Consider the following 24315-nt stretch of genomic DNA (forward strand, 5'->3'; position numbering starts at 1 on the left):
TTCTATGCCGTTAAAAGAAATCGATCTTGAAAAAGTGCATTATTATGACTTGAATAATGAGGTCAATATCCCGAAGAATAATACAATTCAAGTTGGAAAAGACCAAGAAGCACTCAAAGCATTTTTAACAGAAAACGTTGAACCGAACCGCCTGAAATTTGCTTCGCTTAAAGAGCGTTTTGATTGGCTGATTGAAAATGATTTTATTGATCCAACGTTCATCAATAAGTATCAGTTTTCATTTATTGAGAAACTGTATGACTTTTTGGATGCGGTTCATTTCCAGTTTCACAGTTTTATGGCCGCTTACAAGTTTTACACGCAATATGCACTGAAAACAAATGACGGCAACTATTACGTCGAGTCTTATGAGGATCGGATTGCGATCAATGCACTTTATTACGCCGATGGCAATGAAACCTTGGCTATGCGCATTGCTGATGAAATGATTCATCAGCGTTTCCAACCGGCGACACCTAGTTTTTTGAATGCTGGTCGTGCGCGCCGTGGCGAGCTGGTAAGTTGTTTTGTTGTGCAAACAACCGACGACATGAATTCGATCGGCCGCGTTATTAATTCTGCCATGCAGTTATCTAAGATCGGCGGCGGTGTCGGCATTAACTTGTCGAATGTTCGTGAGGCAGGTGCCGCTTTTATGGGCATTGCCAACATGGCGGCCGGCGTGATTCCGATTATGAAATTGATGGAGGATGTCTTTACATATAGTAATCAAGCCGGCGCACGACAAGGCGCTGGTGTTGCCTATTTATCCATCTTTCATCCGGATATTGTTCGTTTCTTATCGACAAAAAAAGAGAATGCGGATGAAAAAATTCGTGTTAAGACTTTATCACTTGGCCTAACTGTACCGGATAAATTCTATGAATTGACAGAAAAGGGCGAGCAGATGGCGCTCTTTTCACCGGCAGATGTTGAAAAAGTCTACGGTGTGCCTTTTAATTATGTCGATTTAACCAAAGAATATGACAACATGGTGGCTGACGATCGAATTACCAAACACTGGATCGATGCCCGTACTTTAGAGACGGAGATTTCAAAACTTCAACAAGAGTCAGGTTATCCCTACATCATTAATTTGGATACCGTTAACAAGGCCAATCCTATTTTTGGTAAAGTTGTTTCTTCGAATTTATGCTCGGAGATCTTACAGACTCAGACTATTTCGCACATTAATAACGAACAGAAATATACGCTTTTGGGAGCCGACATTTCTTGTAATTTAGGTTCTATCAACATTGATAATATGATGCATACGCCTGATTTTGCTCAGTCAATCGAAGCGATGACGCGTGCCTTGACTTTTGTGTCCGAAAGTTCTGATATTTCGGTCGTTCCTTCGGTTCAAAACGGTAATCAGCAGAAACACGCGATCGGTTTAGGAGCTATGGGGCTAGCAGCCTTTCTGGCTAAGAATAAGATCTACTACGGTGATGATATTGCTTTGGACTTCGTCAACACTTTCTTTTTGATGACGAACTATTACACATTGCTGGCATCTAATAAAATTGCCAAAGAGAGAAAACAGACCTTCTTTGAGTTTGAGAAATCAGATTACGCTAATGGCAGTTATTTTGACAAGTATTTAGCCAAAGATTGGGGTCCAAAAACTGAAAAAGTTAAGAACCTCTTTACTAATTATCACATCCCCACGATTGCTGATTGGCAGCAATTAAAGGAATCAGTCATGACCGATGGTCTGTATAATGCTTACCGTCAAGCAGTCGCGCCAACAGGTTCCATCTCTTACGTTAATGACACAACTGCTAGTCTGCAGCCAATCGTATCCCGCGTTGAGGCCCGTGCTGAAGGTATGACGGGGCGTGTTTTCTATCCAGCCAGTGGTCTGAATAACGAAACGATGCCTTATTATGTTTCTGCTTACGATCTGGACCAGAGAAAGGTCATTGACACCTATGCAGCAGCTCAGGAACACATTGACCAGGGGATGGCAATGACTTTGTTTATGCGTTCCACGATTCCTGATGGCATCTATGATTGGAAAAAAGGTCACACAGAAAAGATGACCACGCGCGATCTGACGATTCTTCGGCATTACGCTTTTCGCAAGGGGATCAAATCAATTTACTACATCCGGACTTTTACGGATGACAATACCGAACAGGGCGTTAACGAATGCGAATCATGTTCCATTTGACTTGCTAGCATAAAATAGACTTAGAGGTAAGAGATGTCGGAAGAGAAAAATCAATTTACACACTATGATGCGATCAATTGGAACAAGGTAATCGACCCAATTGATAAAGCCACTTGGGAAAAGCTGACTGAACAGTTTTGGTTGGATACACGAATTCCTATTTCTAACGATTTGAAGGATTGGCGTTCGCTTGGTAAGAAAGAACATAGGCTTTACGATCATGTTTTTGGTGGTTTGACGATGCTGGATACCTTGCAAAGTCAAGATGGTATGGCCAGTTTGCTAGAAGCTGCTGTTACGCCGCATGAAAGAGCTGTTCTGAATAATATTAAATTTATGGAATCAGTCCATGCTAAGAGTTATTCTAGTATCTTTGAAACATTAGACACACCAGTTGAGATTGATGAAATTTTTGACTGGGCATCACAAAATAAACGTTTGCAATATAAAGCGAACAAAATCAACTCAATTTATCATGATCCAAATCCATTAAAACGTAAAATCGCTTCTGTCTTTTTGGAAACATTTTTGTTTTATTCGGGCTTCTATACGCCACTCTATTTTGCCGGGCATAACAAGATGGTTAACGTCGCTGAAATCATTAAATTGATTATTCGTGACGAATCGGTCCACGGTACTTATATTGGTTATAAATTTCAAGTTGCCTATAAAAAATTGACAGAAAAAGAACAGCAGGATTTAACTGCGTGGGCCTATGATCTGCTTTATGATTTGTATGCCAACGAAGAGGCCTATACACACGAACTGTATGACGATATTGATTGGTTTGACGATGTAATGGTATTTCTACGTTATAACGGCAATAAAGCTTTAATGAACCTTGGCTTGGAGCCTATGTTTGCTGATGGTGCTGAAGATGTAAACCCAGTTGTTATGAATGGTATTTCTACATCAACTGCCAATCATGATTTCTTCAGTCAGGTGGGTAATGGTTATCGCTTGGGTGAAGTTGAAAATTTGACTGATAGCGATTATGAAGTTGGTAAGTCGACGCAAAGCGGTTTTGATTCTGAGGACCAGGATTAAGTAAAAAAGATCTGCAATCATTGCGATTGCAGATCTTTTTTAAATTGCTTTTTATCAGGGGTGGATATAAAGATAGCTGCTTGCAGCATACACGCGGCGAATATCTGGTCCAGCACTTGAAAAATTCCCTTCGGAAATTGTAATACTGCTATCACCATTATTTGAAAGGACAACGCCTACATGGCCGTAAACACTAGCTCCTGCTTGTCCGGGGGCGAACACAACGACTGCCCCAGCAGCTGGGGAGTTATCGACTAAATAGCCCCGTACAGCTGCACTTGCTGCCCAATTAGAAGCGTTTCCTAGGCTAGATGGCACCCAGGGAAGCATATTTTTTACGTACCAAGTGCAAGTGCCGTAAACGTAATTGTTGCTGCCGTTCATTACAGCTGTGTTATGAAACGCTATCTGCCGTGGTGCAGACGCTGCTTGCTCAGCCTGTTTTTGATCAGCGGCTTTTTTCTCGTCGGCGGCCTTTTTAGCGGCCTGCTCTTTAGCCTGCTGCTGATCTCTTATTTTCTTACTTGCAGCATCACTAGCTCTGCGCAGGTATTGATTAACAGCTTTTTTATCCGATGCGAAGTAGATAGGCGCTACTTGCGTTGTGCCTTGGCTGCTGGCTGCTTGTGCATTAGCTGATACACAGATTGCCGATAATAATGCCAACGCAAAGAGTATTTTTTTATTAATGAAATATTTTATCCCTTTGATCACCCGATTAGTTTTCCAAATGAAAATTACGATAAAATGTCTTTAGATAACAAATTTGTGACAGTTTGAAGAATTAACATAGGTTGTATTATACAAGAATGAGAATTAACAAGAAGAAAATTTGTAACAATTGAATTTTTTACGTTTTTATTAACTTTTTCTGCCCTCTATCTTCTGCTTTAATTTTCGTTTTATTTCCTTTTTATATTCTTTTAATCTGGTCCGGCGATACTAATCTTGTTCCAAAGGAAACCACCCGCGGAGCACTCTCTGAAAAATAAACTATCCCTTCCAAATAAAAAAACTCTCTTCATAAATAATCCCGAAAAACCAAAAAACGCTTATCAAGGCGTTTTTTTCGTCTCAGTGTAAAATGGGTAGGAGAGTTAATGTAAATTTAATCGGAAAAGAGCAAAATCCTGAATATGGCAAACAGTTCTGTAAAAATTCTTTTAATTGAAGATGATAAGACACTTAACGATGATATCGCTGCCATGCTTTCTGAAATTGCGACTGTCAAACAGGTTTTCAATGGTGCGGATGGTGAATACGAAGCGGTTGAAGCGCCTTATGATTTAATCGTCTGTGATCTGATGCTGCCGGAAATGAATGGATTGGATATTATTAAGGAAATGCGGGACTCGCATATCGAGACTCCAGTATTAATCCTGACTGCTAAGGATTCTGTGGATGATAAAGTTAAGGGATTTGAAGTCGGTGCCGATGATTATCTGACTAAGCCTTTTCATCGTGAGGAGCTCCTAGTTCGTGTCCAAGCCTTATTGCGGCGTGCTGGTATCGATACAGAAGAAAAAGAAATTAAAATTGGTGATCTGGCGATACACTTAGCTAACCGTACTGTCACGGTCGGTAAGCAAAATGTACAGTTGGTCGGAAAAGAATATGATATTTTGGTTTATTTGGCCAAAAATAAAAATATTATTATCACTAAAGATCAGATCTTCGACCGTGTCTGGGGACTTGATTCCGAAACAACGACCAGCGTTGTTAATATTTATTTGAATAATCTACGACGCAAGTTGGAATCGGTCGGGAAAAATGACTTAATAAAAACTTTAAGAAATGTTGGTTTTATTCTCGAATACGATGAACAAAGCAAAAATTAATTTAAAACAATATGTGCGATTGTTTTTTCTTGAAGCGATCGGTTTTTTAATGATTTTTTCTTTTGTCGGCGGATACATTTACTTTACATATACGCGTTCTGTTCAAGAGAACTTTGATCAAATTCTTAGCACGATGGTGATGCGAGTCCAAAGAGACTCTCAATTAAGCGGTGTCAAACGATTAACGATTCCAGGCCGGGAAAGTAACGACAATGATCCTAGCAAAAACTCGCCAGCTGGCACCAATCCTGTGCAAGGTGTGGGCGTTATCCAACCAGATGTTGCCGGGCAGGATACGATTTATTATGACAAAGACGGCAATATCATTAACTATAATTCTTTGGGGCTGCGCTATTTTACATATGAAAATCTCTATAAAAAAATTATGGGTGATTTCTCCACTACTCAAGCAGTCAAATTAGGAGGGTCCTATTTCAGAGTCCGTCTGATTCGTCTGAGAAAACCTGTGATTTTGGTTTACAACGATCAAAAAAATGACAGCATCTTATTGGGCAAAGCTGATTATGCGGCTGTCACATATAATTTCGATTCTGAATTGGCGAATATTGAATCTTTTAGATCGGTTCTACTTTGGAGCTTGTTGTTTGCAGCAGTCTTATCGTTAGTGGTCAGTTGGCTAGTTACCTTAAGAGTGATGAAACCCATTTTGCAATCATGGAAACAGCAACAAGATTTTGTTAATAATGCTGCCCATGAACTCAGGACCCCTTTAACTATTATTCAAAATAAGTTAGAGAATCTACTGCGTACGCCAACCAAACCAGTGGCTGATGTTTCTGAAAACATTGTAGTGTCATTATCTGAGGTTCGTCGTCTGAATCAATTGACTTCAGATATGCTGACATTAGCAAAGACAGGCTCAAATATGTCGAGATTGGATCCTAAAACCATCGATGTAAAGAAATTTATTGATGAAGTCGTTGAGCCGTATTCCGAAATTGCGCAGTCTGAAAATAAGGTTTTCAATAGCGATATCAACGTTAAAGGGCAAATGACTTTTGACAATAAGCGTGTTCACCAATTAATTGTGATTCTCTTGGATAACGCATTGAAATATACAGATGAAAAAGGCAGCATCACACTTAAAGCACGGCGGGATAAAAATAATTTGATCCTGGAAGTGGCTGACACGGGTCGCGGAATTTCTCAGGAAGCCAAACGGCATGTCTTTGATCGTTTTTACCGGGAAGAAAAATCAGGAAACCGTAATACAGGCGGTACTGGCCTTGGACTTTCGATTGCCAAGTGGATCGTGGACGCGTTCAAGGGAAAGATTACTGTGAGCGACAATTATCCGGAGGGCAGTGTTTTTAAGGTGGTCTTACCCAAATTAAAAGCAACTCATTAAAAACTTTGAATTGTCTCGTAAATTCGTACTAACTATTAGAGGGATTTATGAAATTATCAAAGTTTTTATTTTCGGCATCTTTATTAAGCGGGATTTGGTTATTTAATGAAAGCGCACAGGCTGATTTATCCAGTAATCTTGTTATTCAGCACATACAAGAAGGGATAGCGCGCAAATCTTGGCAGCCCGTTCAAGAAGAAAATTTTTTGAATCGGTCAGGAATGCTGCCGAGAAATAATTATCGCAATGGGCAAGGCCGCCCGGAAGGAATTGTGATTCATGAAACTGCTAACCCGACATCAACGATTTACAATGAAATTTCGTATATGTATGGACACTGGCAGTCGGCATTTGTGCACGAATTTGTTGACGCTAATCATTTGGTGGGTGTTGCTAATACAGATTATCTTTGTTGGGGTGCTGGTACGATTGCCAATCAGCGCTTTATTCAAGTAGAACAGCTGGAAGTTCATAGCAAAGATGATTTCGCACGCGAGCAGTTGAATTTAGCTAAATTTACGGCTGATCAATTGTCCTATTACCGGCTTGGTACGGGTCGTCGGAGAGCTACTATTTGGAGCCATGATGATGTTAGCCGTGTTTTGGGAGGCACCAATCATAGTGACCCGGTAAGTTATTGGAATAATTCTGCTTCCAATTGGTTTTCCGGCAGTTACAATATGGATGATTTTATATGGCTGGTTAATCAAATAAAATCAGCCACTCTCATGCGAGGGTATGGCCTGCCAAGCATTATTAAGCGTGATACACAAACATGTTGGCTGAAATTTGGCAGAAATACAGAAATTTTCGACCGGTCTGTTGCCGGCAAGGTTATCGGTAACTCAACAACTTTATCTGCCAAAAATGTGACAGTTAAAGAAATTGATACTTTATCTAATGGCCAAGTTCTGGCACTGGTTTCTCAAAACAATAATATTCTGGGTTGGACTGATTTAACTGCTCTAATTAAAATATAAAAAAACGTTTGGCTGTTGTGTTCCTAACCAAACGTTTTTTTATATTTTAAATGGCATCGTACTGCAGCGTTGGAATCCGATCGTGCAAAACTCGTGCATATTTCTCATAGAGCCACACCCATAATGTCACCCAAGCAATACCGAAAGCTGCACCGGCAAGCGCATCACTTAAGAAATGATCCTGAAGGTAAAGCGTTGCTTCCATTAACAGCAACCCAAATGTAATCGTTCCCCAGCCAAACCAAAGCTGCAGGCTTGTCGAAGAAAGATTGGGCAGAACCAAGACGAAAATGATCGTGATAATGATAAATGTAGTTAGAGCATGATTAGAAGGGAAAGCGTAGCCTGAGGCTAAGTGGCCAATAGGGCGGGCTCGGCCAACAGCGACTTTAAAGATTTGCCCAATTGCTAAACCGCTGATATATGTAAGTAATACCCAAATAGCTGGAATGCGCAGATTCGAAAAATACAGTAGCCCAGCGATCACGACCGCATAAATAAAAGTTGCCAAAGGAGAGCCTAGCGCCGATATAATGGTCATTAAGCCATCTCCAAAGGAAAAACTTGTATTTCCTAGCGAACTTGTCAACCATCTATCGATGGATATTGTCATTCCAAATCTAATGCCGACCAAAACCAGCAGCAGCAAAAAAACAAGTGCGGCAGCAAGCCCGGCTTTTTTCAAAAATTTTGGCATCCTAACAATCATCTTAACCTCTTAATAAAACCTTAATTATATTCATTATAGCTGAAAGGTATCTTTTATCATCGTGTTTTATTTATATGATTTGGGGCAAAAATCACATAGACAGTAAAAACCGAACATTCGGTTTTTGCTTGTGGATAAAATTCGTAATTTATTACAAAAAAAGGAAAATGATTCGGATTCGTCTGTAATTATGATACGATTTTCTTAGCCATTAGGGTGGCAAAAATTTGGAAGAGGTTAGTAATGAAAAAATTCGCACATTCTGCTGCAGTTCTTGCTATTGTTTCCGGCGTTCTGGCAACAACAGTTCCTGTCGTTGCTAGTGCTTCTCAAGCAGCAAATCCGAAGACGCTTCGCGTTGGGTTTGTTCCTTCGAGTAATGCAACAACCATGGAAGCTCGGGCGAAACCTTTGGGACAGATGCTCTCAAAGCAATTGGGACAAAAGGTCGTTGTGACGGTTTCAACTGATTATAATTCGATTGTTGAAGCACTTGGTTCAGGAAAGATTGATATCGGATTTTTGCCGCCTGACGGATATGTTCAGGCACATAAACAATATGGTGCCAGAGTACTTTTGCAGACGGTTCGAAATGGTGTCAATAACGATGGTAGTCTCCAGAAAAAGATGGTGAGCTGGTATCGAGCTTTAATCCTTGTTCGTAAAGATTCAAAAGTTAAAAGTATCAAAGACCTCACGGGTAAGAATATTGCCGTGCAGGATGTTACAAGTTCTTCGGGATACATCTTCCCAATTTACTATTTGAAAAGTAAAGGTATCAACGTTGTTAAGAATTCTAATTTAGTCACAGTTAAAGGGCATGATCAAGGTGTCTTAGCTGTTGAGAATAAGCAAGCCGATGCTGCCTTTGTCTTCCAAGATGCTCGTAATATTGTTAAGGGTGATGTGCCAACTATTTTCAAGGACACAAAAATTTTAGCTGAAACGATGAAGATTCCTAACGATACCGTTACAGCGCGTAAGAGTTTGTCTAAGAAATTATCCACTAAGGTCCAAAATGCCTTTATTAAAATCGCTAAGACCAAGAAGGGCAACAAATTAGTAGAAAATCTGTATGATATTGCAGGATTTGCAAAGTCCAAGAATTCGAATTTTGCTGTTGTGCGTAAAGCTGATAAAGCCGTTACAGGCAATTAATAAATTGTTGAAAATTGAGTGAAAATGCTTGCTCAATTTTCTCCCTACATAGATAATAAAGAAGACTTATGACTGATACTAACCTGATCGAAATCAAAAATGTAAATAAAATTTATGATAACGGTGTCGTTGGCTTAAAAGACATTAATCTGAATGTTAAAAAGGGCGAATTTCTTGTGATTGTCGGTTTATCCGGAGCCGGAAAGTCCACTTTACTACGTTCAATTAATCGTCTCCACGACGTGACGTCTGGCGATATTCTGATTGACGGGCAATCAATTCAGCATGCCAGCGGTAAAGCCTTGCGTATGATGAGACGCAACGTTGCGATGATTTTTCAAAACTTTAACTTGGTTAAACGTGCTTCCGTCAGGAGGAACGTACTTTCTGGCAGGGTTGGCTATTATGGCTTTCTTCGTTCGAGTTTTGGTTTTTGGAAGAAAGAGGATGTTCAGCGTGCCGTCACGGCTCTCAAACGGGTCAATTTAGCCGAGAAATTTTATGACCGTGCCGATGCGTTATCCGGTGGACAGCAGCAGCGTGTTGCAATTGCCAGAGCTTTAATGCAGGAACCGAAAATTATGTTGGCAGATGAACCAACGGCAAGCTTGGATCCGGCGACTTCCAATCTTGTTATGGATGATTTAAAAGCACTCAACCAGGATTTAGGTATCACAGTGGTAGCGAATTTGCATAACGAGGAGTTGGCGTTAAAATATGGTTCTCGGATAGTTGGATTGAGAGACGGCGAGCTGATTTTCGATAAAGAGGCCGATCAAGTTTCCGAATCGGATTTTCAACAAATTTATCAATCTGTTCAAGATAAGCATGAGGCGGGATCCAAATGAATGTCCTGCCAAAAAGAAGTAATACACAGCGTTTTCACATCAAAGGGGTCCTGTACTTTTTTCTAATCATTTTTTTGTTGATTTTTTCTTCAATTATTACCGGTACGCAACTGGACCAATTTTTTAATCATGATTCATTAGGCCAGTTTGCAGTCCTTTGGCAGAAGATGTTTCATCCCTATTGGCCTTACTGGTCATATGTTGTTGGGCCATTACTAGACACAATCAGAATGGCACTGGTAGGAACGCTTCTAGGTACCATTATTGCCATTCCATTTGCCTTATTATCAGCAAGAAATATTGTGTCGCTAGGCTGGCTTCGTGGTGTCATCCGCGTTATTTCTAATCTGGTTAGAACGCTGCCTGATCTTTTATTGGCAGCTGTTTTCACTGCGATTTTGGGTTTCGGCCCTTTGGCTGGTGTGGTGACTTTGCTGATTTTCACTTTTGGACAAATGGCTAAGCTGATGTTTGAGGCGATCGAGACAATTGATCAGGGGCCATTAGAGGCGTTAGAAGCTGCCGGAGCAAGCAAAGTACAAATCATTATCTTTGCTGTTGTACCACAAGTTTTGAATACCTTTTTCTCGAACTTTTTATACACATTCGAAGTTAATGTGCGCGCTTCAACTGTGATTGGCTATGTTGGCGCTGGCGGTATTGGCCAGCTGCTCCAAGTGACGATTAATCAATTCCGTTACGATGAAACAGCTGTCATTATTTTTGTGATTTTGATAGTGGTTGTATTAATTGAATTTATGAACAATTATTTGCGGGAGAAGCTGGCATGATAGATATTCCGAAAAAAAGTTTTCTTCGAAAAATTCAGCCCTACGTGATTGCGATTATCATTCTTGCGATCTATATTTGGGCCTTTGCCGGCATTCAATTTAATGGTATTCAACAGATGGCTGGACAGATCACGGCTGCCGTTTTTAACGGGCTGGTTCATCCAGATTGGCAGTTTGTTTCTGCACCGCTGGACAGATGGCTGAATGCAACTTTTCAAACCGGCATTCCTTCGACCTTGGCGACGGCTGATGGTGAAGATTTGGTGGCCAAACTTCTGCAGACAGTTGCGATTGCATTTTTGGGAACCTTTGTTTCGGCTTTCCTGGCTATTCCCTTTGCTTTTTTGTCAGCACGCACTGAAGGAAGAAGCCGCGAGTCTTGGAAACAACGCGCCAAAGCTATTCTCTATTTGGCGGTTGGTATGTTAGCTGTTGCGTTAATCATCTGGGGATTTCGTTTAATTTTTGGTTTTGATGTTTTCCCGAAAAATTTATTTATCTTCATTTTTGTGCTTTGGTTTTTTGAAAGCCTCTTTATTGTTGCGAATGGCCTCGTGCAAGATATCAGTAAATATACGATTTTTCGTCCCAAATCCACTAATGGTAAATTTATTCTGACTTTTATACGTGTGTTTCCTGAAATTGTCCTGGCTCTGATGTTTATCAAAGCTGTTGGCCCGGGTTCTTTTGCTGGTGTGCTGGCTTTATCCGTTCATTCAGTTGGTATGCTGGGTAAACTAGACGGTGAGGCAATTGAAAATTTGGATCGCGGCCCTAATGAAGCGATTGTTGCTGCTGGTGGGACGCAATTAGATACTTTGACGTTAGCAACGCTGCCAAACGCGATGCCAAGTTTTTTGAGCAACACTTTGTATCGCTTTGAAATTTCTGTACGATCTGCTTCTATTTTAGGAATGGTCGGTGCCGGTGGTATTGGACAGGATTTGATTTTAAGCACGCAGGTACGTAATTGGCCGCGGGCTGGCATTATCTTGATTGGCGTTGTGATTATGGTGACACTGATTGACTTTATATCTGGGCAACTGAGAAAGCGGATCATCTAATTTATGAAGTTGTATATCCTGTCCACGTCTGATGTACATGGTTACATTGCGCCAAGTAATTTTGTAGATTCGGAGCAAACGGATTTTGGCTTGGCTGGAGCGGCTAGTTTAATTAAAAAATTTCGTTTGGATCATCCAAACGATCTAGTTCTGACAATAGAGAACGGTGATTTCATTCAAGGATCTCCCTTGACGAATTTTATTGCTCAAAAACATCCTGAATATGCGTCACTGTATCAGAAATTTGCCGATATTATTGGCTATGATGTGCGAATTTTAGGCAACCATGAATTTAATTATGGCTTGTCTTTTTTAAAAAAAGCAATTGGGCCGGATGCGGGCGTTTTGGATGCTAATGTCTTTGAAAGACAAAAAAATTTATACCCAAATCCTTATAAGATTTTCAACTACGCTTCCACAAAAATAGGTGTTTTGGGATTAACGACTGAATATATTCCGCATTGGGAAACAGCTGCCCACCTTGGCAATGTCCACTTTGAAAATCCGGTTGAAACAGCGAAAAAGTACATTCCTATCATGCGTGCTCAAGAGGCTGACATTATTGTCGTGGCTTACCATGCCGGTTTTGAATGTGACTTAAATAGTGGCGAAGCGACGGAAAAATTTACTGGTGAGAACCGTGCTTATGAACTCCTGCAGCAAGTTCCCGGTATTGATGCGCTTGTTACTGGTCACCAGCACCGTAAGTTGGCACAATTAGTTGATGCTGGGCACTGTTCCGTACCGGTTACCCAGCCGGGTTATCAGGCGGAGGCAGTCGGGGAAATCGAATTGGATTTTGATCCTGCGAATAAGCAAATCACGCGCAGTGAGGCTTGCCTGCTACCAACGAAAAATTTTGTGGCCGACACAGATATCATGCAGAAACTGAATCAAGTGCAGAAGCAATTGGATAGTTTCTTGGATGAAAAAATTGGCGAAATCCAACCCGACATGCTAATTAAGGATCCGTTCGCTGCTCGTCTGCATGGCCATCCTTATTTATCGATGATCAACAAAGTACAGGGGCAGGCCGTGCACGCTGATATTTCTGCTACTGCCTTGTTTTCTGATGGACAGCTTGGATTAGGAAACGTTGTCACACGTCGTGCTATTGCAACAAACTATCTTTTTCCTAATACGGCCGTGGCTGAAGAAGTATCGGGACGCGATCTCCTATCAGCTTTGGAGCGTGCTGCGGAATATTTCATTGTAGATTCTGACGGCAAAATTAACATTTCGGACCGTTTTGGTATTACTAATATTCAACATTATAACTACGATTATTTTTCAGGCATTGATTATACTTTTGATCTTACACAACCTTTTGGCCATCGTGTTAAAAATGTCAGTTATCAGGGTAAAAAGATCGAGTTAAATAAAAAGTATCGTCTAGCTATCTCGAACTATCGCAGTTCGGGTGTTGGAGGCTACACTAGTTATTCAGTTGACAAAATTGTTGAAAGTTCGACCGTAGACATGGTGGATCTGATAAGCAATTACATAGCTGATCATTCACCGATCAAGTCGCAACAGCCAACAAATTTAACGATTATTTCAAAATGAGTTTTTTGGCATCATTTTACTTATACTTGGCTGTATGGGTAGGAAAATTACGATTAAAGAAGTTGCTGCTAAGGCCGGGTTATCAGCTACGGCCGTCAGCCAAATCCTGAATGGCAAAGGCGCGCGTTTTTCCAAAAAAAATATTCAAAAGGTTCTGCAGGCAAAAGAGGAGCTGCATTATGTACCAAATTCTGCCGCAAGAAACCTCAGTAATAAGACGGATTCTACGATCGGGGTCTTGGTACCAACAATTTCCAACCCTTTTTTTAGTGAATTTTTACAATTGCTGGAAAACTATTCCGATGCACATACACATATTTTAATGGTCGGCTTGGATGGCGACAGAAGCCAGCTGTATTCTGCGATTGAAGGTTTGATTGGCCAGAATGTTGACGGCTTGATTATTGCAGTTGCCATTCAAGAAAATTCTCAAGTGACCAATTTGTTAAAAGAAAATCGCACCCCTTATATTGTGCTTGATCAAAATAGCAGCAAAAATTCTGATTTTATTGCTTCTGATGACTTTCATGGCGGTGAAATTGTTGCACACTATCTTTATTCGTTAGGACATCGCCGCTTCAGTGTCGTGGTGCCTGATAAAAATGCGATGACTGCCAATTTAGCCTTGCGATTACAAGGTTTTACAGAGACCTGCCGCGATTTAGGTATTCAAACAACACAAATTCAAATTGTTAAAACTGCTTTTACGAAACATGGCGGGCAGCGGGCTGTCCCAAATATTCTAGCCTTTAAACCAAGTGCGATTTTTACTTTAAGCGATGAATTAGCAATTGGCGTTTTGGGCGGTTTATTTAACGCCGGCGAGCAGGTACCGCGGGATTATTCCTTAGTTGGTTACGATGATACAGATTATGCCGAATTCACAAATCCTAAGTTAACTACTGTTCGCCAGCCCGTAGAGCTGATTGCCAAATATGTTTTGGAAATGCTGAAGAATAGAATTGCGGATCCCCAAATAGACTGGCAGGTTATGGCTGTTGATGTTGAGTTGATTGTACGCGACTCGGTTCGAGAAATTTAAATTCTTTCAGTAAAATGTAAGCGTTTTCGTTGAATATTTGTTATACTATTCGCTGATGGTAAACCGTTTTACCATACAAAGGGATGCATTGAGCGGCTGGGGATTCGGCCGGAGGGGGACGTAATCGAAAAACAAAATAAAAAAATTGTTGTCTTGGGGTCTTTGAATGTCGATACGATTCAGCACATGGATAAATTGCCTGAACGCGGCGAGACGATTCACATTAACAGTCTGACGAGTGCACCGGGCGGCAAAGGGGCCAATCAAGCCGTTGCGGCTGCTAGGCAAGGTGCGCAAGTCAGCTTTATCGGAGCTGTGGGCGATGATGCTAATGGCCGTTTTATGAAACAAGCATTGGCTGATAATCAGATTGATGTTTCTCGGATTGTGACTAAGTCGGTACCAACCGGGTCAGCTTCGATTCTGCTGGAAGCTGATGGCAGCAACACGATTCTAGTATATGGTGGTGCCAACATGCGGGTAACGGTGGAAGACGTTCAGGCAGCCGAAGATGAAATTGCTGAAGCAGATGCGATTATCACTCAATTTGAGACGCCGATTCCAGCTGCGATCCGTGCTTTTGAAATTGCGAAGAAGCATCACGTTATGACGATTTTAAACCCGGCCCCGGCGAAAAAGATTGACGCGGGACTGCTGCGTTTATCTGATTTTGTCACGCCCAATGAGACCGAGGCACAGGTTTTAATTGACCAGGATGTTGCCTTTAATCAGGACTCACTCATGAATGCTGCTCAAGCATTAGAAAAATTAGGCGTCAAAAATACATTGATTACCTTGGGGAAGTCAGGGTCCTTTTACAAAGTCGCTGATAAATCCGGTATGATTCCGAGTTTTAAAGTTAAAGCTGTCGATACGACTGCCGCTGGTGATACTTTTATCGGTGTTTTTGCGGCCAACATCAAAAACGATTTGAGCAATTTGGTACCAACGCTGATTTGGGCCAGCCGGAGTTCTTCGCTGACTGTCCAAAAAGCTGGCGCTTTGCCTTCTATTCCTACTTTTGCAGAGGTTGAGGCAGATGAAAAATGAAAAAAGGTGTTCTGTTAAATTCTGAAATTTCGGCTGTCGTTGCTGATATGGGCCACTTTGATACTTTGGCTATCGGTGACGCCGGCATGCCTGTGCCTGCCGGTACTAAAAAAATCGATTTGGCTGTGACAAAAGATTTACCTCGTTTTGATGATGTTGTAAAAACAATTCTTCAAGAATTGGAAGTTCAAAGAGCCTATGTTGCTTTAGAAATGAAGACAAATAATCCAGAAGGATTAAAGAGCCTAATTGATATTCTGGGCAGTCAAGTGGAAATTGTGTTTATTCCGCACGAACAAATGAAAAAAGACCTTAAATATGCGCGGGCATTTGTCCGCACCGGCGAGGAACATCCTTTTTCAAACGTGATTTTAGAATCAGGCGTTGTCTTCTAGAAAAGAGGAAACATGAAAATTGAGCTGAGAAACATTTGGAAGGCCTTTGGCCAAAACTCAGTTTTAAAGGGTGTCAATATAATGATTCAGCCAGGGGAAGTACATGCCCTGGTTGGTGAGAACGGGGCCGGCAAATCTACTTTAATGAACATTTTGACCGGGCTTTTAAAAGCTGATCGAGGCGAAATTATGGTTGATGGCAAGGCTGTTCAATATCCCGATGCAATGGCTGCTGAACAGGCTGGTATTTCCTTTATTCATCAGGAAATGAACAATTATAGCGAGATGTCAGTTCTGGACAACATGTTTATTAATCGTGAAATCAAAAACAAGTTCGGTCTCTTGGATGAAGAAAAAATGGCCGAAATTGCTCGAAAATATCTTGCCCAAATGGGATCGGATGTCAATATTTACGATGAAATCGGCAGTTTGCCGGTCGGCAAGCAGCAAGTGATTGAAATTGCCAAGTCGTTAATGACCAAGGCCCAAGTCATTATTATGGACGAACCGACAGCGGCTCTGACACAGACTGAGATCAAATCCTTGTTTAAAAATATCCAAAAATTAAAAGCGCAGAATGTGTCATTTATTTATATTTCTCACCGTATGGAAGAGATTTTCCAAATTACGGATACAGTGACTGTGATGCGCGATGGCGTCAGTGTCTCTAGCCGGCCGACAGCACAAAGCCGAATTACTCAACTAGTTAAAGACATGGTTGGCCGGGATATAGGTGATTTTTACCCGAAAAGAACGCCGCAATTAGGCAAGGAGGTTTTAAAAGTTTCTGGTCTGAGCGGAGCGAGTTTCTCCAATGTCAACTTTCAGCTTCACGAAGGTGAAATTCTAGGATTTTCAGGTTTGATGGGTGCCGGCCGTACAGAAACGATGCGGGCAATATTTGGTGTCGATAGGGTGACCGCTGGCGATATTTATGTTCATGGTCAGAAAAACAGGATTGCCAATCCTGCTGAAGTGATTAAAGAGAATATTGGTTTTTTGACAGAAAATCGTAAAGATGAAGGATTGATTTTAGACTTCAATCTGAAAGAAAATATTGTTCTGCCAAGTATTGACGGCTTTAAAAAAGGTTTATTTATTGATGAGAAGGCTGTCGATGAGTTTACCGAAGCGTTAATTAAACGCCTAGGTGTCAAAGCCATGAGTGAATATGATCTGGTTTCAAGTCTATCGGGTGGCAACCAGCAGAAAGCTGTCTTGGCAAAATGGATTGGTGCTGGAACAAATATTTTAATCCTTGACGAACCCACTCGAGGCGTTGACGTCGGTGCCAAAAAAGAGATCTACGATCTGATGAACGAATTGACGGATCGAAAAGTTGCCATTATTTTAGTCTCATCTGATCTGCCTGAGCTCATTGCCATGTCGGATCGGATTGAAGTAATGTATGAGGGGCAGCTGGTCGGTGAATTAGATGGCACAACAGCAACTCAAGAGCAGGTTATGGCACTTGCGACAAAGGGGAAATAAAAAATGAAAACAGGTACAAGCAATTCTGTAAAGTCTTTCCTGGCCAAACTTGGACCATGGGGAGCTCTGATCGTTTTAGTACTGATCGTGGCAATCCTGAACCCGGCCTTCTTGGACATTAACAACCTTTTAAATTTATTAAGACAAGTCTCAATTAACGCCATTATCGCCTTTGCGATGACTTTTGTCATCTTAACTGCCGGCATTGACTTGTCCGTTGGTTCGATCCTGGCTTTTTCCGCTGCGATTACAGCTCAATTAATTGTCAGCGGCGTGCCAACTGTTATCGCTGTTGTTAGCGGTATCTTACTGGGTGGTGTTGCCGGTGCAATTAATGGTTTACTAATCACAAAAGGCGGTGCTGCGCCGTTTATCGTCACTTTGGCTACGATGACCATTTTTCGTGGTGCCACCTATGTTTTCACTGACGGCTCACCGATTACCGGTGCGAAAATTACAAATAATTATAGTTTTCAAGTGCTGGGGCGGGGATACTTTCTCGGTATTCCGGTTCCGGTCATCATTATGTTTGCCGCATTTGTAGTCCTTTACCTGCTGCTTCATCGCATGAGCTTTGGCCGGAAAACTTATGCAATTGGCGGCAATATCAAAGCAGCTTTTGTTTCTGGTATTAAAACAAATAAAATTCTCATCTGGATTTATGCGATCTCTGGAGCTGCTGCGGCTTTGGCCGGCATGATATTAACTTCTCGTTTGTCCTCGGCACAGCCGGATGCGGGAACTGGATATGAAATGGATGCCATTGCCTCGGTCGTATTAGGCGGCACAAGTTTGGCTGGCGGAAAAGGTCGGATTTCCGGTACTTTTGTTGGTGCTTTGATTATCGGGGTCTTGAATAACGGCATGAATTTGTTGGGTATTTCGAGTTTTTACCAACAGATTGTCAAGGGCGTTGTGATCTTGATTGCTGTCTTACTAGACCGCAAGAAGAGTAAGGCCTGAGGAGGAAACGATGTTAAAGAAAAAAACTTCAATTATCTCAATCGGTCTCATTGTCATTATCTTGGTCGCTCTGTTTATTTCCGGTAAACCATTGCTGACACTGAATAATCCTTGGGTCCGAATTGATCAGAATAAACGTATCGATGCCAAGCAGCTGAAAATTGGTGTTTCTATTTCAACGATGAATAATCCTTTCTTTATTTCAGTAGCGAAAGGCATCAGAACGCAGGCCCGTAAGCAAGGTGTTAAACAACTGATTATTGATGATGGTAAAAATGATACATCCAAACAGTCCAACGACATTGAGGATTTGATTCAGCAAAAAGTTGATCTGCTGATTGTTAACCCTGTCGACTCTGATGCGGTGACACCTGAAGTGAAGGCGGCTAATGATGCCGGCATCCCTGTGATCGCCATTGATCGGTCTTCCACTGGCGGCAAAGTGCTCTCTCTGGTGTCGTCAGATTCTGTCTTGGCAGGCAGAATGGCTGCTGATTTTTTGATCAAAGCCTTGGGAAACAATGCTAAAGTGGCTGAATTGCAGGGGATTCCTGGTGCCTCAGCCACACGTGATCGTGGAAAAGGTTTTGATGGCAATGCACGAGGAAAGCTATCTATTGTTGCCAAGCAGACAGCTGGTTTTGATCGTTCTCAAGGATTGTCGGTCGCGGAAAATATTATTCAGGGGCATCCTGATCTCCAAGGTATTTTTGCGCAAAACGATGAAATGGCTTTAGGTGCCGCACAGGCTGTGAATGGTAAAAACATTGTGATTGTCGGTATCGACGGTGAAGCAGATGGTGTTGCTGCTGTCCGTTCCGGCAAAATGAGTGCAACTGTTGCGCAGCATCCCCAAAAAATGGGTGAAATTGCCATTCAAATTGCGATTCAGCATTTTCAAGGTAAAAAGATTGCTAAATGGACAAAATCACCAATTGCTCTGGTAGCGAATAGACAATATCGTAATTTAGTGAAGTAAAGATTGTGTGTAGTTAAAACGGCGATGGCCGTTTTTCTTTATACTTAGAAGTTATGAACGTAATTATTGATTCTGATCCAGGCATTGACGATGCAGTCGCTTTGTCAGTTATTTTAAACAACCCGGCTTTTCATGTTAAATTGATTACAACAGTTGCTGGTAACGTAACCGTTGATAAAACCACGAAGAATGCTTTGCGTCTTGTTGAATTTTTCAATATGCAGACGCCGGTTGCGACTGGTGCTAGTCAGCCTTTAATTAAAGCTTTTGAAGATGCTGCCCATATTCATGGCGAATCAGGCATGGAGGGCTACATTTTTCCAGCCATACAAAGCAGTCCAATTAAGCAGACGGCTGCTGAAGCTTGGCACAATGTACTGGTACAAAGTGATGAGAAGGTCACATTAGTCTTAACCGGTTCTTACACTAACTTCGCATTATGGTTTCGTCAATATCCACAGGATCTGGCTAAAATTGATCGCGTGCTTGCAATGGGCGGCAGTATCTGTGGCGGCAATATGACCAGTGCGGCTGAGTTTAATGTTTTCACTGATCCCGATGCAGCTAAGATTTTACTTTCTGCCGGGCTGCCGATCACAATGGTTGGGCTGGATGTCACGCTGAAAGCCATGGTCAACCAAGATTGGATCCATCAGGTCAGTGCCATGAACCGATCCGGAAAAATGTTAGCAGCTTTGATTTCGCATTATAATGACATTCACGCTGAAGGTTGGCCGATTCATGATGCTAATACGATTGGCTATTTATGCCACCCTGAGTTTTATCAGACTAAGGATGTATGGGTTGATATCGTAACAGAAGGACCGGCAATTGGTGAAACGGTTGTCGATATCCGTGCTGCCTATCATCAAGGCAGGACAAATGCCACAGTGCTGACTGATATTGATGCCGCACGTTTTCGCGATTGGCTTCAAGACCAAATTGCAAAAATGCCTTAATCAGTTATCTTATGTATTTTAAAGGAGGATTTTTTGGCCGAACAATTATTTAACACCGAGCAGGCAAAAGGAAGGGTTATTTTAGTGGCCTTGGAAAACCAAAAAAACTCGGCAAGTTTTGCTTACACAATCGAAGAATTCAAAAATTTAGCGGCCGCCAACAATTTAAATGTGGTGGACGTTTTGACTCAAAAATATGATCGTCCTAATGCCGGCACTTATTTCGGCAAGGGCAAAGTTACAGAATTAAAAGAGCTCGTTGCTGCTAGAGAGGCCGAATTGGTGATTTCCAATGATGATCTGACGGCCACTCAAATTCGTAATCTGGAAAAAATGATAGGTGGCGGTACAAGAGTTGTTGATCGTACGGCTTTAATTCTGGATATTTTTGCTTCTCGCGCGAAGAGTAAATTGGCCAAGCTGCAGATACGTTTGGCACAAAAACAATATCAATTGCCACGGCTGCATACGGCTTTGGCTAATGAATTGGATCAGCAGGGCGGAGCTGGCGGCGGGTCCTTTACCAGCCGTGGTTCCGGAGAAACAAAACTGGAATTAAACCGCCGCACAATCGAGGATCAAATTGCTCAAATCAAAGCCGAGCTAAAAACGCTATTGTCTGCTTCAACCGTTCAGCGATCTCAGCGCGATCATTCTGGGCTAAAAACGGTTGCCCTTGTCGGCTATACAAACGCCGGCAAGTCAACTTGGATGAATCGCATGATCGAAAAATATTCAGAAAGCAAAGAAGATATCGATGACAAAAAAGTCTTTGAAAAAGACATGCTTTTTGCAACGTTGGATGCAACAGTTCGTGCGATACGTCTGCCTAATAAAAGGCGTTTCTTGTTGTCTGATACGGTAGGTTTTGTTTCTAATCTGCCGCATAACTTGATTGCCAGCTTTCAATCTACATTGGATGAAGCTGTGCATGCAGATTTGCTGGTGCAGATTGTCGATGTTTCCGATCCGCATTATCGCGATATGATGGCGACGACAAAATCGACTTTAGCTGCGATTGGCGTCGAGCAGATTCCAATGGTAACGGTGTTTAATAAAGCAGACAAGGCCGGTGTTACCTATCCAGAACGCAGCGGCGAGGATTTAATTGCCAGTGCTTTGGACGACAATTCCTTAGATGCTTTCATCAAGCTGCTGGATGAGAAATTATTCGCCGATTTTAAAACAGTTGAACTAATGATTCCTTTTGATCAAGGGGCTGTGGTGAATCAAATTCTAAATGGGAATAACGTTTTAGAGCAAGACTTTACCGCCCAGGGTACTCGACTGCGTGTAGAATTACCGGCTGCTCAAATTGAAACTTATCAGGCATTTGTTCAGAAATAGTGTTAAAAAAGCTCGCACTCAATGTTGTGTGAGCTTTTTCTATGATCATATATGTTGTGTTGACAATCTTTTAGTCGGCATTAATATCAATAAACTTGAATTGGTCAACATCGAAGAGGCCTTGATCCGTGATCTTTAAGCTTGGAATAACTGGCAGAGCCATGAAAGAGAGCGTGAGGAAAGGATCAAAATTAATATCATCTGATATGTCTTTGAATGCCGATAGCAGTTTCTTTTGTTTATCAATCACTTCTTGGTACGGCTTATTAGACATTAAGCCCCCAATTTCAAGAGGTAGTTCACGAGCAAAACCATCTTTGTTAACCAAAATCAAGCCGCCGCCCATGCGCTTTAAGCGATCGTAGGCGATAATCATAGCCTTGTCATCAACACCAGCGATAATCATGTTATGTGAATCGTGAGCAATGGTTGATCCGATTGCACCTTCTTTAAGATTAAAGCCGTGAATAATACCCAATCCATGACCTAAATTATGGTAGCGTTCGGCCACGACAATTTTTGCATAGTCCTCATCGGCAACAAAATTACCTGTTTCATCACGAGAAACGGTCTCCACAGTATGCTGCGTTGTAATGTGATGAGGCTGGACATTAATGACGTGAGCGCGATCACTTTTTAAAGGCAGTTTGAGATCATCCAGAGTTAGATGTGCATTGATAGCCGGACTGGTAAAAGTCAATACTTTGGAATCGAGTTTGTCTACCCATTTACCGGCGGTCATGACTTTCTCGGCCTGGAAATTCTTGGGATCTGACGTCAAGACTAAGTCGGCAATATAGCCGTCTGTCAGCGCACCGACATTTTCCAAATGTTGTGCCACGGCGGCATTATAACTGGCAATTGTAAAAGCTCTTTCAGCTGGAATACCTTCATCAATTGCTAAACGGACGTTATTGTCGATTGATCCTTCTTTTTGAACATCAATCGCGGATTTATCATCCGTGCAAAAAGAGAAATAGGACTGATTGTTTTTATGGACAACCGGTAGAATTGATTTTTCATCGCGTTCAACAGTTCCTTCACGGATAAAAACCTTCATACCGGATTGGATTCTTTCTAAGGCTTCCTTGCCGGATGTGCTTTCGTGATCGGTGTCAATTCCGACAGCTCTGTAAACAGCTAATTGTTCACGCGTTAAGCCTGACCCGTGTCCATCGGCGTGGTGGCCTGCTGCTTGAGCATCTTTAATTTTTTGTAACATGTCTGGATCTTGGTTTTCTACGGCTGGAAAATCCATGACCTCGGCTAAACCATTGATTTCTGGGAAACCGTAAAAAGGTTTTAAGGCATCGGCGTGTAAAACAGCACCTGCGTGTTCGAAATTTGTGGCTGGAACCGAACTTGGCAGCATGTAGTGAATATGCAGAGGCGTATTTCTGGCTTCTTCAATCATATAAAAAAGCCCAGAGACACCCGAGACAGACCCTATTTCATGCGGGTCGGCGAAAATTCGAGTGACACCGTGCGCTAATTCTAGTTTGGCTAATTCTGATGGTGCCAAAAGTGATGATTCGATGTGTAAATGAGCATCTATCAAACCTGGCACAATATATTTGCCTTCTGCGTCAAAATCGTGAGCAGCTGTTAGTTTTTCTGATTTACCACGGAAATAGACAGCTCCATGATCAATCCATAAATCTGTATCTTCAAATTTTTGGTTAAAGACATCCAAAATTTTGGCGTTAAAAATGTGTAAGTCAACTTGCTTTCCCATATTGGCAACCATTATGACATAACAAAAAGCGAAAAAGAAAGTCTTTGTAAGCTAAACTAACCAAGATTCGGGTTAACTAATACTTCTGGGCCGCTTTCTTTACCGACAACAACTTCGCTAACCATATTAAGGAAAAGGCCGTGTTCAACCACGCCAACAGTTTTGATTAATTCATCTGCCAGTTCGACTGGTTGTGTGATCTTGTGCAGATGCAAATCCAAAATAATATTATTGGAGTCTGTTTTAAATACATGGCCCGCTTGATCTTTTCGAATCACCGGCTCAAAACCTGCCTGGTTGAATTTTGCGAGAACATGCTGGCTGCCAAATGGAATTACGTCGACCGCCAAAGGAAAGGCACCAATTGTGTCGACAATTTTAGATTCATCGACTACCCAGACAATTTTTTTGGAATTGATGGCAACGATTTTCTCCCACAGCAAGTTGCCGCCGCCGCCTTTGATACCGTTAAAATTGCTGTCCACTTGATCAGCACCGTCTATCGTGAGATCAATACTGTCAACTGAATCCAAATCAACAACCTTGATACCTAATTTTTTAGCTTGCGTCGCAGTTAAAATGGAAGTGGCAACGGCTGTGAATTGCAGACCCTCTTCTTGAACACGCTGGCCAAGTTCATCGACAAGCATCCGGACAGTCGAACCACTGCCAAGGCCGACTATCATACCGTCTTTCACGTAATCGGCTACTCGAACTGCAGCGGCCTTTTTTAATTTATTTTGAAGTTCCTCGTTCATATTTTACATTATAGTCTTTCCCTTTAATTGGCTGATATACTTAAAAACAG

The 24315-nt window shown here is 41.7% G+C and carries 22 protein-coding genes; 18 read left to right on the forward strand and 4 right to left on the reverse strand.

Annotation, left to right across the window (positions count from 1 at the left end; genetic code table 11):
• Positions 1-4 precede the first annotated feature (4 nt).
• Complete coding sequence (nrdE, locus tag NRF22_RS03995; protein ID WP_263779366.1) at positions 5-2176, forward strand: class 1b ribonucleoside-diphosphate reductase subunit alpha; 2172 nt, start codon at positions 5-7, stop codon at positions 2174-2176.
• Between the two features lie 33 nt (positions 2177-2209).
• Positions 2210-3223: a class 1b ribonucleoside-diphosphate reductase subunit beta gene (nrdF, locus tag NRF22_RS04000; RefSeq protein ID WP_007744794.1), complete on the forward strand. Its 1014-nt coding sequence runs from the start codon at positions 2210-2212 to the stop codon at positions 3221-3223.
• Between the two features lie 54 nt (positions 3224-3277).
• Here the strand turns inward: nrdF and NRF22_RS04005 are convergent, their stop codons facing one another.
• Positions 3278-3889, reverse strand: a complete 612-nt coding sequence (locus tag NRF22_RS04005) for a CHAP domain-containing protein (protein WP_263779367.1) — start codon at positions 3887-3889, stop codon at positions 3278-3280.
• A gap of 470 nt (positions 3890-4359) precedes the next feature.
• Here NRF22_RS04005 and NRF22_RS04010 point away from each other — a divergent pair, with 470 nt between their 5' ends.
• Genes NRF22_RS04010 through NRF22_RS04020 form a run of 3 tightly spaced genes read left to right on the forward strand, consistent with a single transcriptional unit; the run spans position 4360 to position 7410 of the window.
• The gene (locus NRF22_RS04010) at positions 4360-5061 is read left to right on the forward strand and encodes a response regulator transcription factor (protein WP_263779368.1); all 702 of its coding nucleotides are present in this window, start codon (positions 4360-4362) and stop codon (positions 5059-5061) included.
• Positions 5042-6430, forward strand: coding sequence for a sensor histidine kinase (locus NRF22_RS04015; RefSeq protein ID WP_007744789.1), 1389 nt, complete (start codon positions 5042-5044; stop codon positions 6428-6430). Before NRF22_RS04010 ends, NRF22_RS04015 begins: the two co-directional genes overlap by 20 nt.
• Before the next feature lie 47 nt (positions 6431-6477).
• Complete coding sequence (locus NRF22_RS04020) at positions 6478-7410, forward strand: N-acetylmuramoyl-L-alanine amidase family protein (protein ID WP_263779369.1); 933 nt, start codon at positions 6478-6480, stop codon at positions 7408-7410.
• Between the two features lie 46 nt (positions 7411-7456).
• Here NRF22_RS04020 and NRF22_RS04025 read toward each other — a convergent pair whose 3' ends face one another.
• A complete protein-coding gene (locus NRF22_RS04025; protein ID WP_263779370.1) occupies positions 7457-8119 on the reverse strand; it encodes a phosphatase PAP2 family protein in 663 nt (220 codons plus the stop codon).
• 243 nt (positions 8120-8362) lie between these two features.
• Between NRF22_RS04025 and NRF22_RS04030 the strand changes: the two genes are divergently transcribed.
• The 13 genes from NRF22_RS04030 (at position 8363) to hflX (ending at position 21772) form a co-directional block, all read left to right on the forward strand.
• A complete protein-coding gene (locus NRF22_RS04030) occupies positions 8363-9277 on the forward strand; it encodes a phosphate/phosphite/phosphonate ABC transporter substrate-binding protein (RefSeq protein ID WP_007744786.1) in 915 nt (304 codons plus the stop codon).
• A gap of 68 nt (positions 9278-9345) precedes the next feature.
• A complete protein-coding gene (gene phnC / locus NRF22_RS04035; protein ID WP_263779371.1) occupies positions 9346-10125 on the forward strand; it encodes a phosphonate ABC transporter ATP-binding protein in 780 nt (259 codons plus the stop codon).
• The gene (phnE, locus tag NRF22_RS04040; RefSeq protein ID WP_007744783.1) at positions 10122-10916 is read left to right on the forward strand and encodes a phosphonate ABC transporter, permease protein PhnE; all 795 of its coding nucleotides are present in this window, start codon (positions 10122-10124) and stop codon (positions 10914-10916) included. The genes phnC and phnE overlap by 4 nt, the downstream gene beginning before the upstream one ends.
• Complete coding sequence (locus NRF22_RS04045) at positions 10913-11980, forward strand: PhnE/PtxC family ABC transporter permease (RefSeq protein WP_007744781.1); 1068 nt, start codon at positions 10913-10915, stop codon at positions 11978-11980. Before phnE ends, NRF22_RS04045 begins: the two co-directional genes overlap by 4 nt.
• Before the next feature lie 3 nt (positions 11981-11983).
• Positions 11984-13546, forward strand: a complete 1563-nt coding sequence (locus tag NRF22_RS04050; RefSeq protein ID WP_263779373.1) for a bifunctional metallophosphatase/5'-nucleotidase — start codon at positions 11984-11986, stop codon at positions 13544-13546.
• A 34-nt stretch (positions 13547-13580) separates the two neighbouring features.
• The gene (rbsR, locus tag NRF22_RS04055) at positions 13581-14588 is read left to right on the forward strand and encodes a ribose utilization transcriptional repressor RbsR (RefSeq protein WP_007744778.1); all 1008 of its coding nucleotides are present in this window, start codon (positions 13581-13583) and stop codon (positions 14586-14588) included.
• A gap of 123 nt (positions 14589-14711) precedes the next feature.
• Positions 14712-15638 (forward strand): ribokinase, encoded by a 927-nt coding sequence (gene rbsK, locus NRF22_RS04060; RefSeq protein WP_028291826.1) that lies wholly within the window; start codon positions 14712-14714, stop codon positions 15636-15638.
• Positions 15635-16033 (forward strand): D-ribose pyranase, encoded by a 399-nt coding sequence (gene rbsD, locus NRF22_RS04065; RefSeq protein ID WP_007744774.1) that lies wholly within the window; start codon positions 15635-15637, stop codon positions 16031-16033. The genes rbsK and rbsD overlap by 4 nt, the downstream gene beginning before the upstream one ends.
• Positions 16034-16045: 12 nt before the next feature.
• Positions 16046-17524 (forward strand): sugar ABC transporter ATP-binding protein, encoded by a 1479-nt coding sequence (locus NRF22_RS04070; RefSeq protein ID WP_007744772.1) that lies wholly within the window; start codon positions 16046-16048, stop codon positions 17522-17524.
• Between the two features lie 3 nt (positions 17525-17527).
• Positions 17528-18487 (forward strand): ABC transporter permease subunit, encoded by a 960-nt coding sequence (locus tag NRF22_RS04075; RefSeq protein WP_007744771.1) that lies wholly within the window; start codon positions 17528-17530, stop codon positions 18485-18487.
• Positions 18488-18497: 10 nt separating this feature from the next.
• The gene (locus NRF22_RS04080; RefSeq protein ID WP_007744763.1) at positions 18498-19466 is read left to right on the forward strand and encodes a substrate-binding domain-containing protein; all 969 of its coding nucleotides are present in this window, start codon (positions 18498-18500) and stop codon (positions 19464-19466) included.
• Positions 19467-19519: 53 nt separating this feature from the next.
• Positions 19520-20425, forward strand: coding sequence for a ribonucleoside hydrolase RihC (gene rihC / locus NRF22_RS04085; RefSeq protein ID WP_263779374.1), 906 nt, complete (start codon positions 19520-19522; stop codon positions 20423-20425).
• Positions 20426-20458: 33 nt separating this feature from the next.
• Entirely contained in the window at positions 20459-21772 is a 1314-nt protein-coding gene (gene hflX, locus NRF22_RS04090) for a GTPase HflX (RefSeq protein ID WP_263779376.1), read from the forward strand.
• 70 nt (positions 21773-21842) lie between these two features.
• Here hflX and ade read toward each other — a convergent pair whose 3' ends face one another.
• Positions 21843-23507, reverse strand: a complete 1665-nt coding sequence (gene ade, locus NRF22_RS04095; RefSeq protein WP_028291825.1) for an adenine deaminase — start codon at positions 23505-23507, stop codon at positions 21843-21845.
• 56 nt (positions 23508-23563) lie between these two features.
• Positions 23564-24265, reverse strand: a complete 702-nt coding sequence (gene rpiA, locus NRF22_RS04100; RefSeq protein ID WP_263779377.1) for a ribose-5-phosphate isomerase RpiA — start codon at positions 24263-24265, stop codon at positions 23564-23566.
• Between the last annotated feature and the right edge of the window lie 50 nt (positions 24266-24315).

Source organism: Oenococcus kitaharae, from assembly GCF_025758695.1.
GTDB classification, from domain to species: domain Bacteria; phylum Bacillota; class Bacilli; order Lactobacillales; family Lactobacillaceae; genus Oenococcus; species Oenococcus kitaharae_A.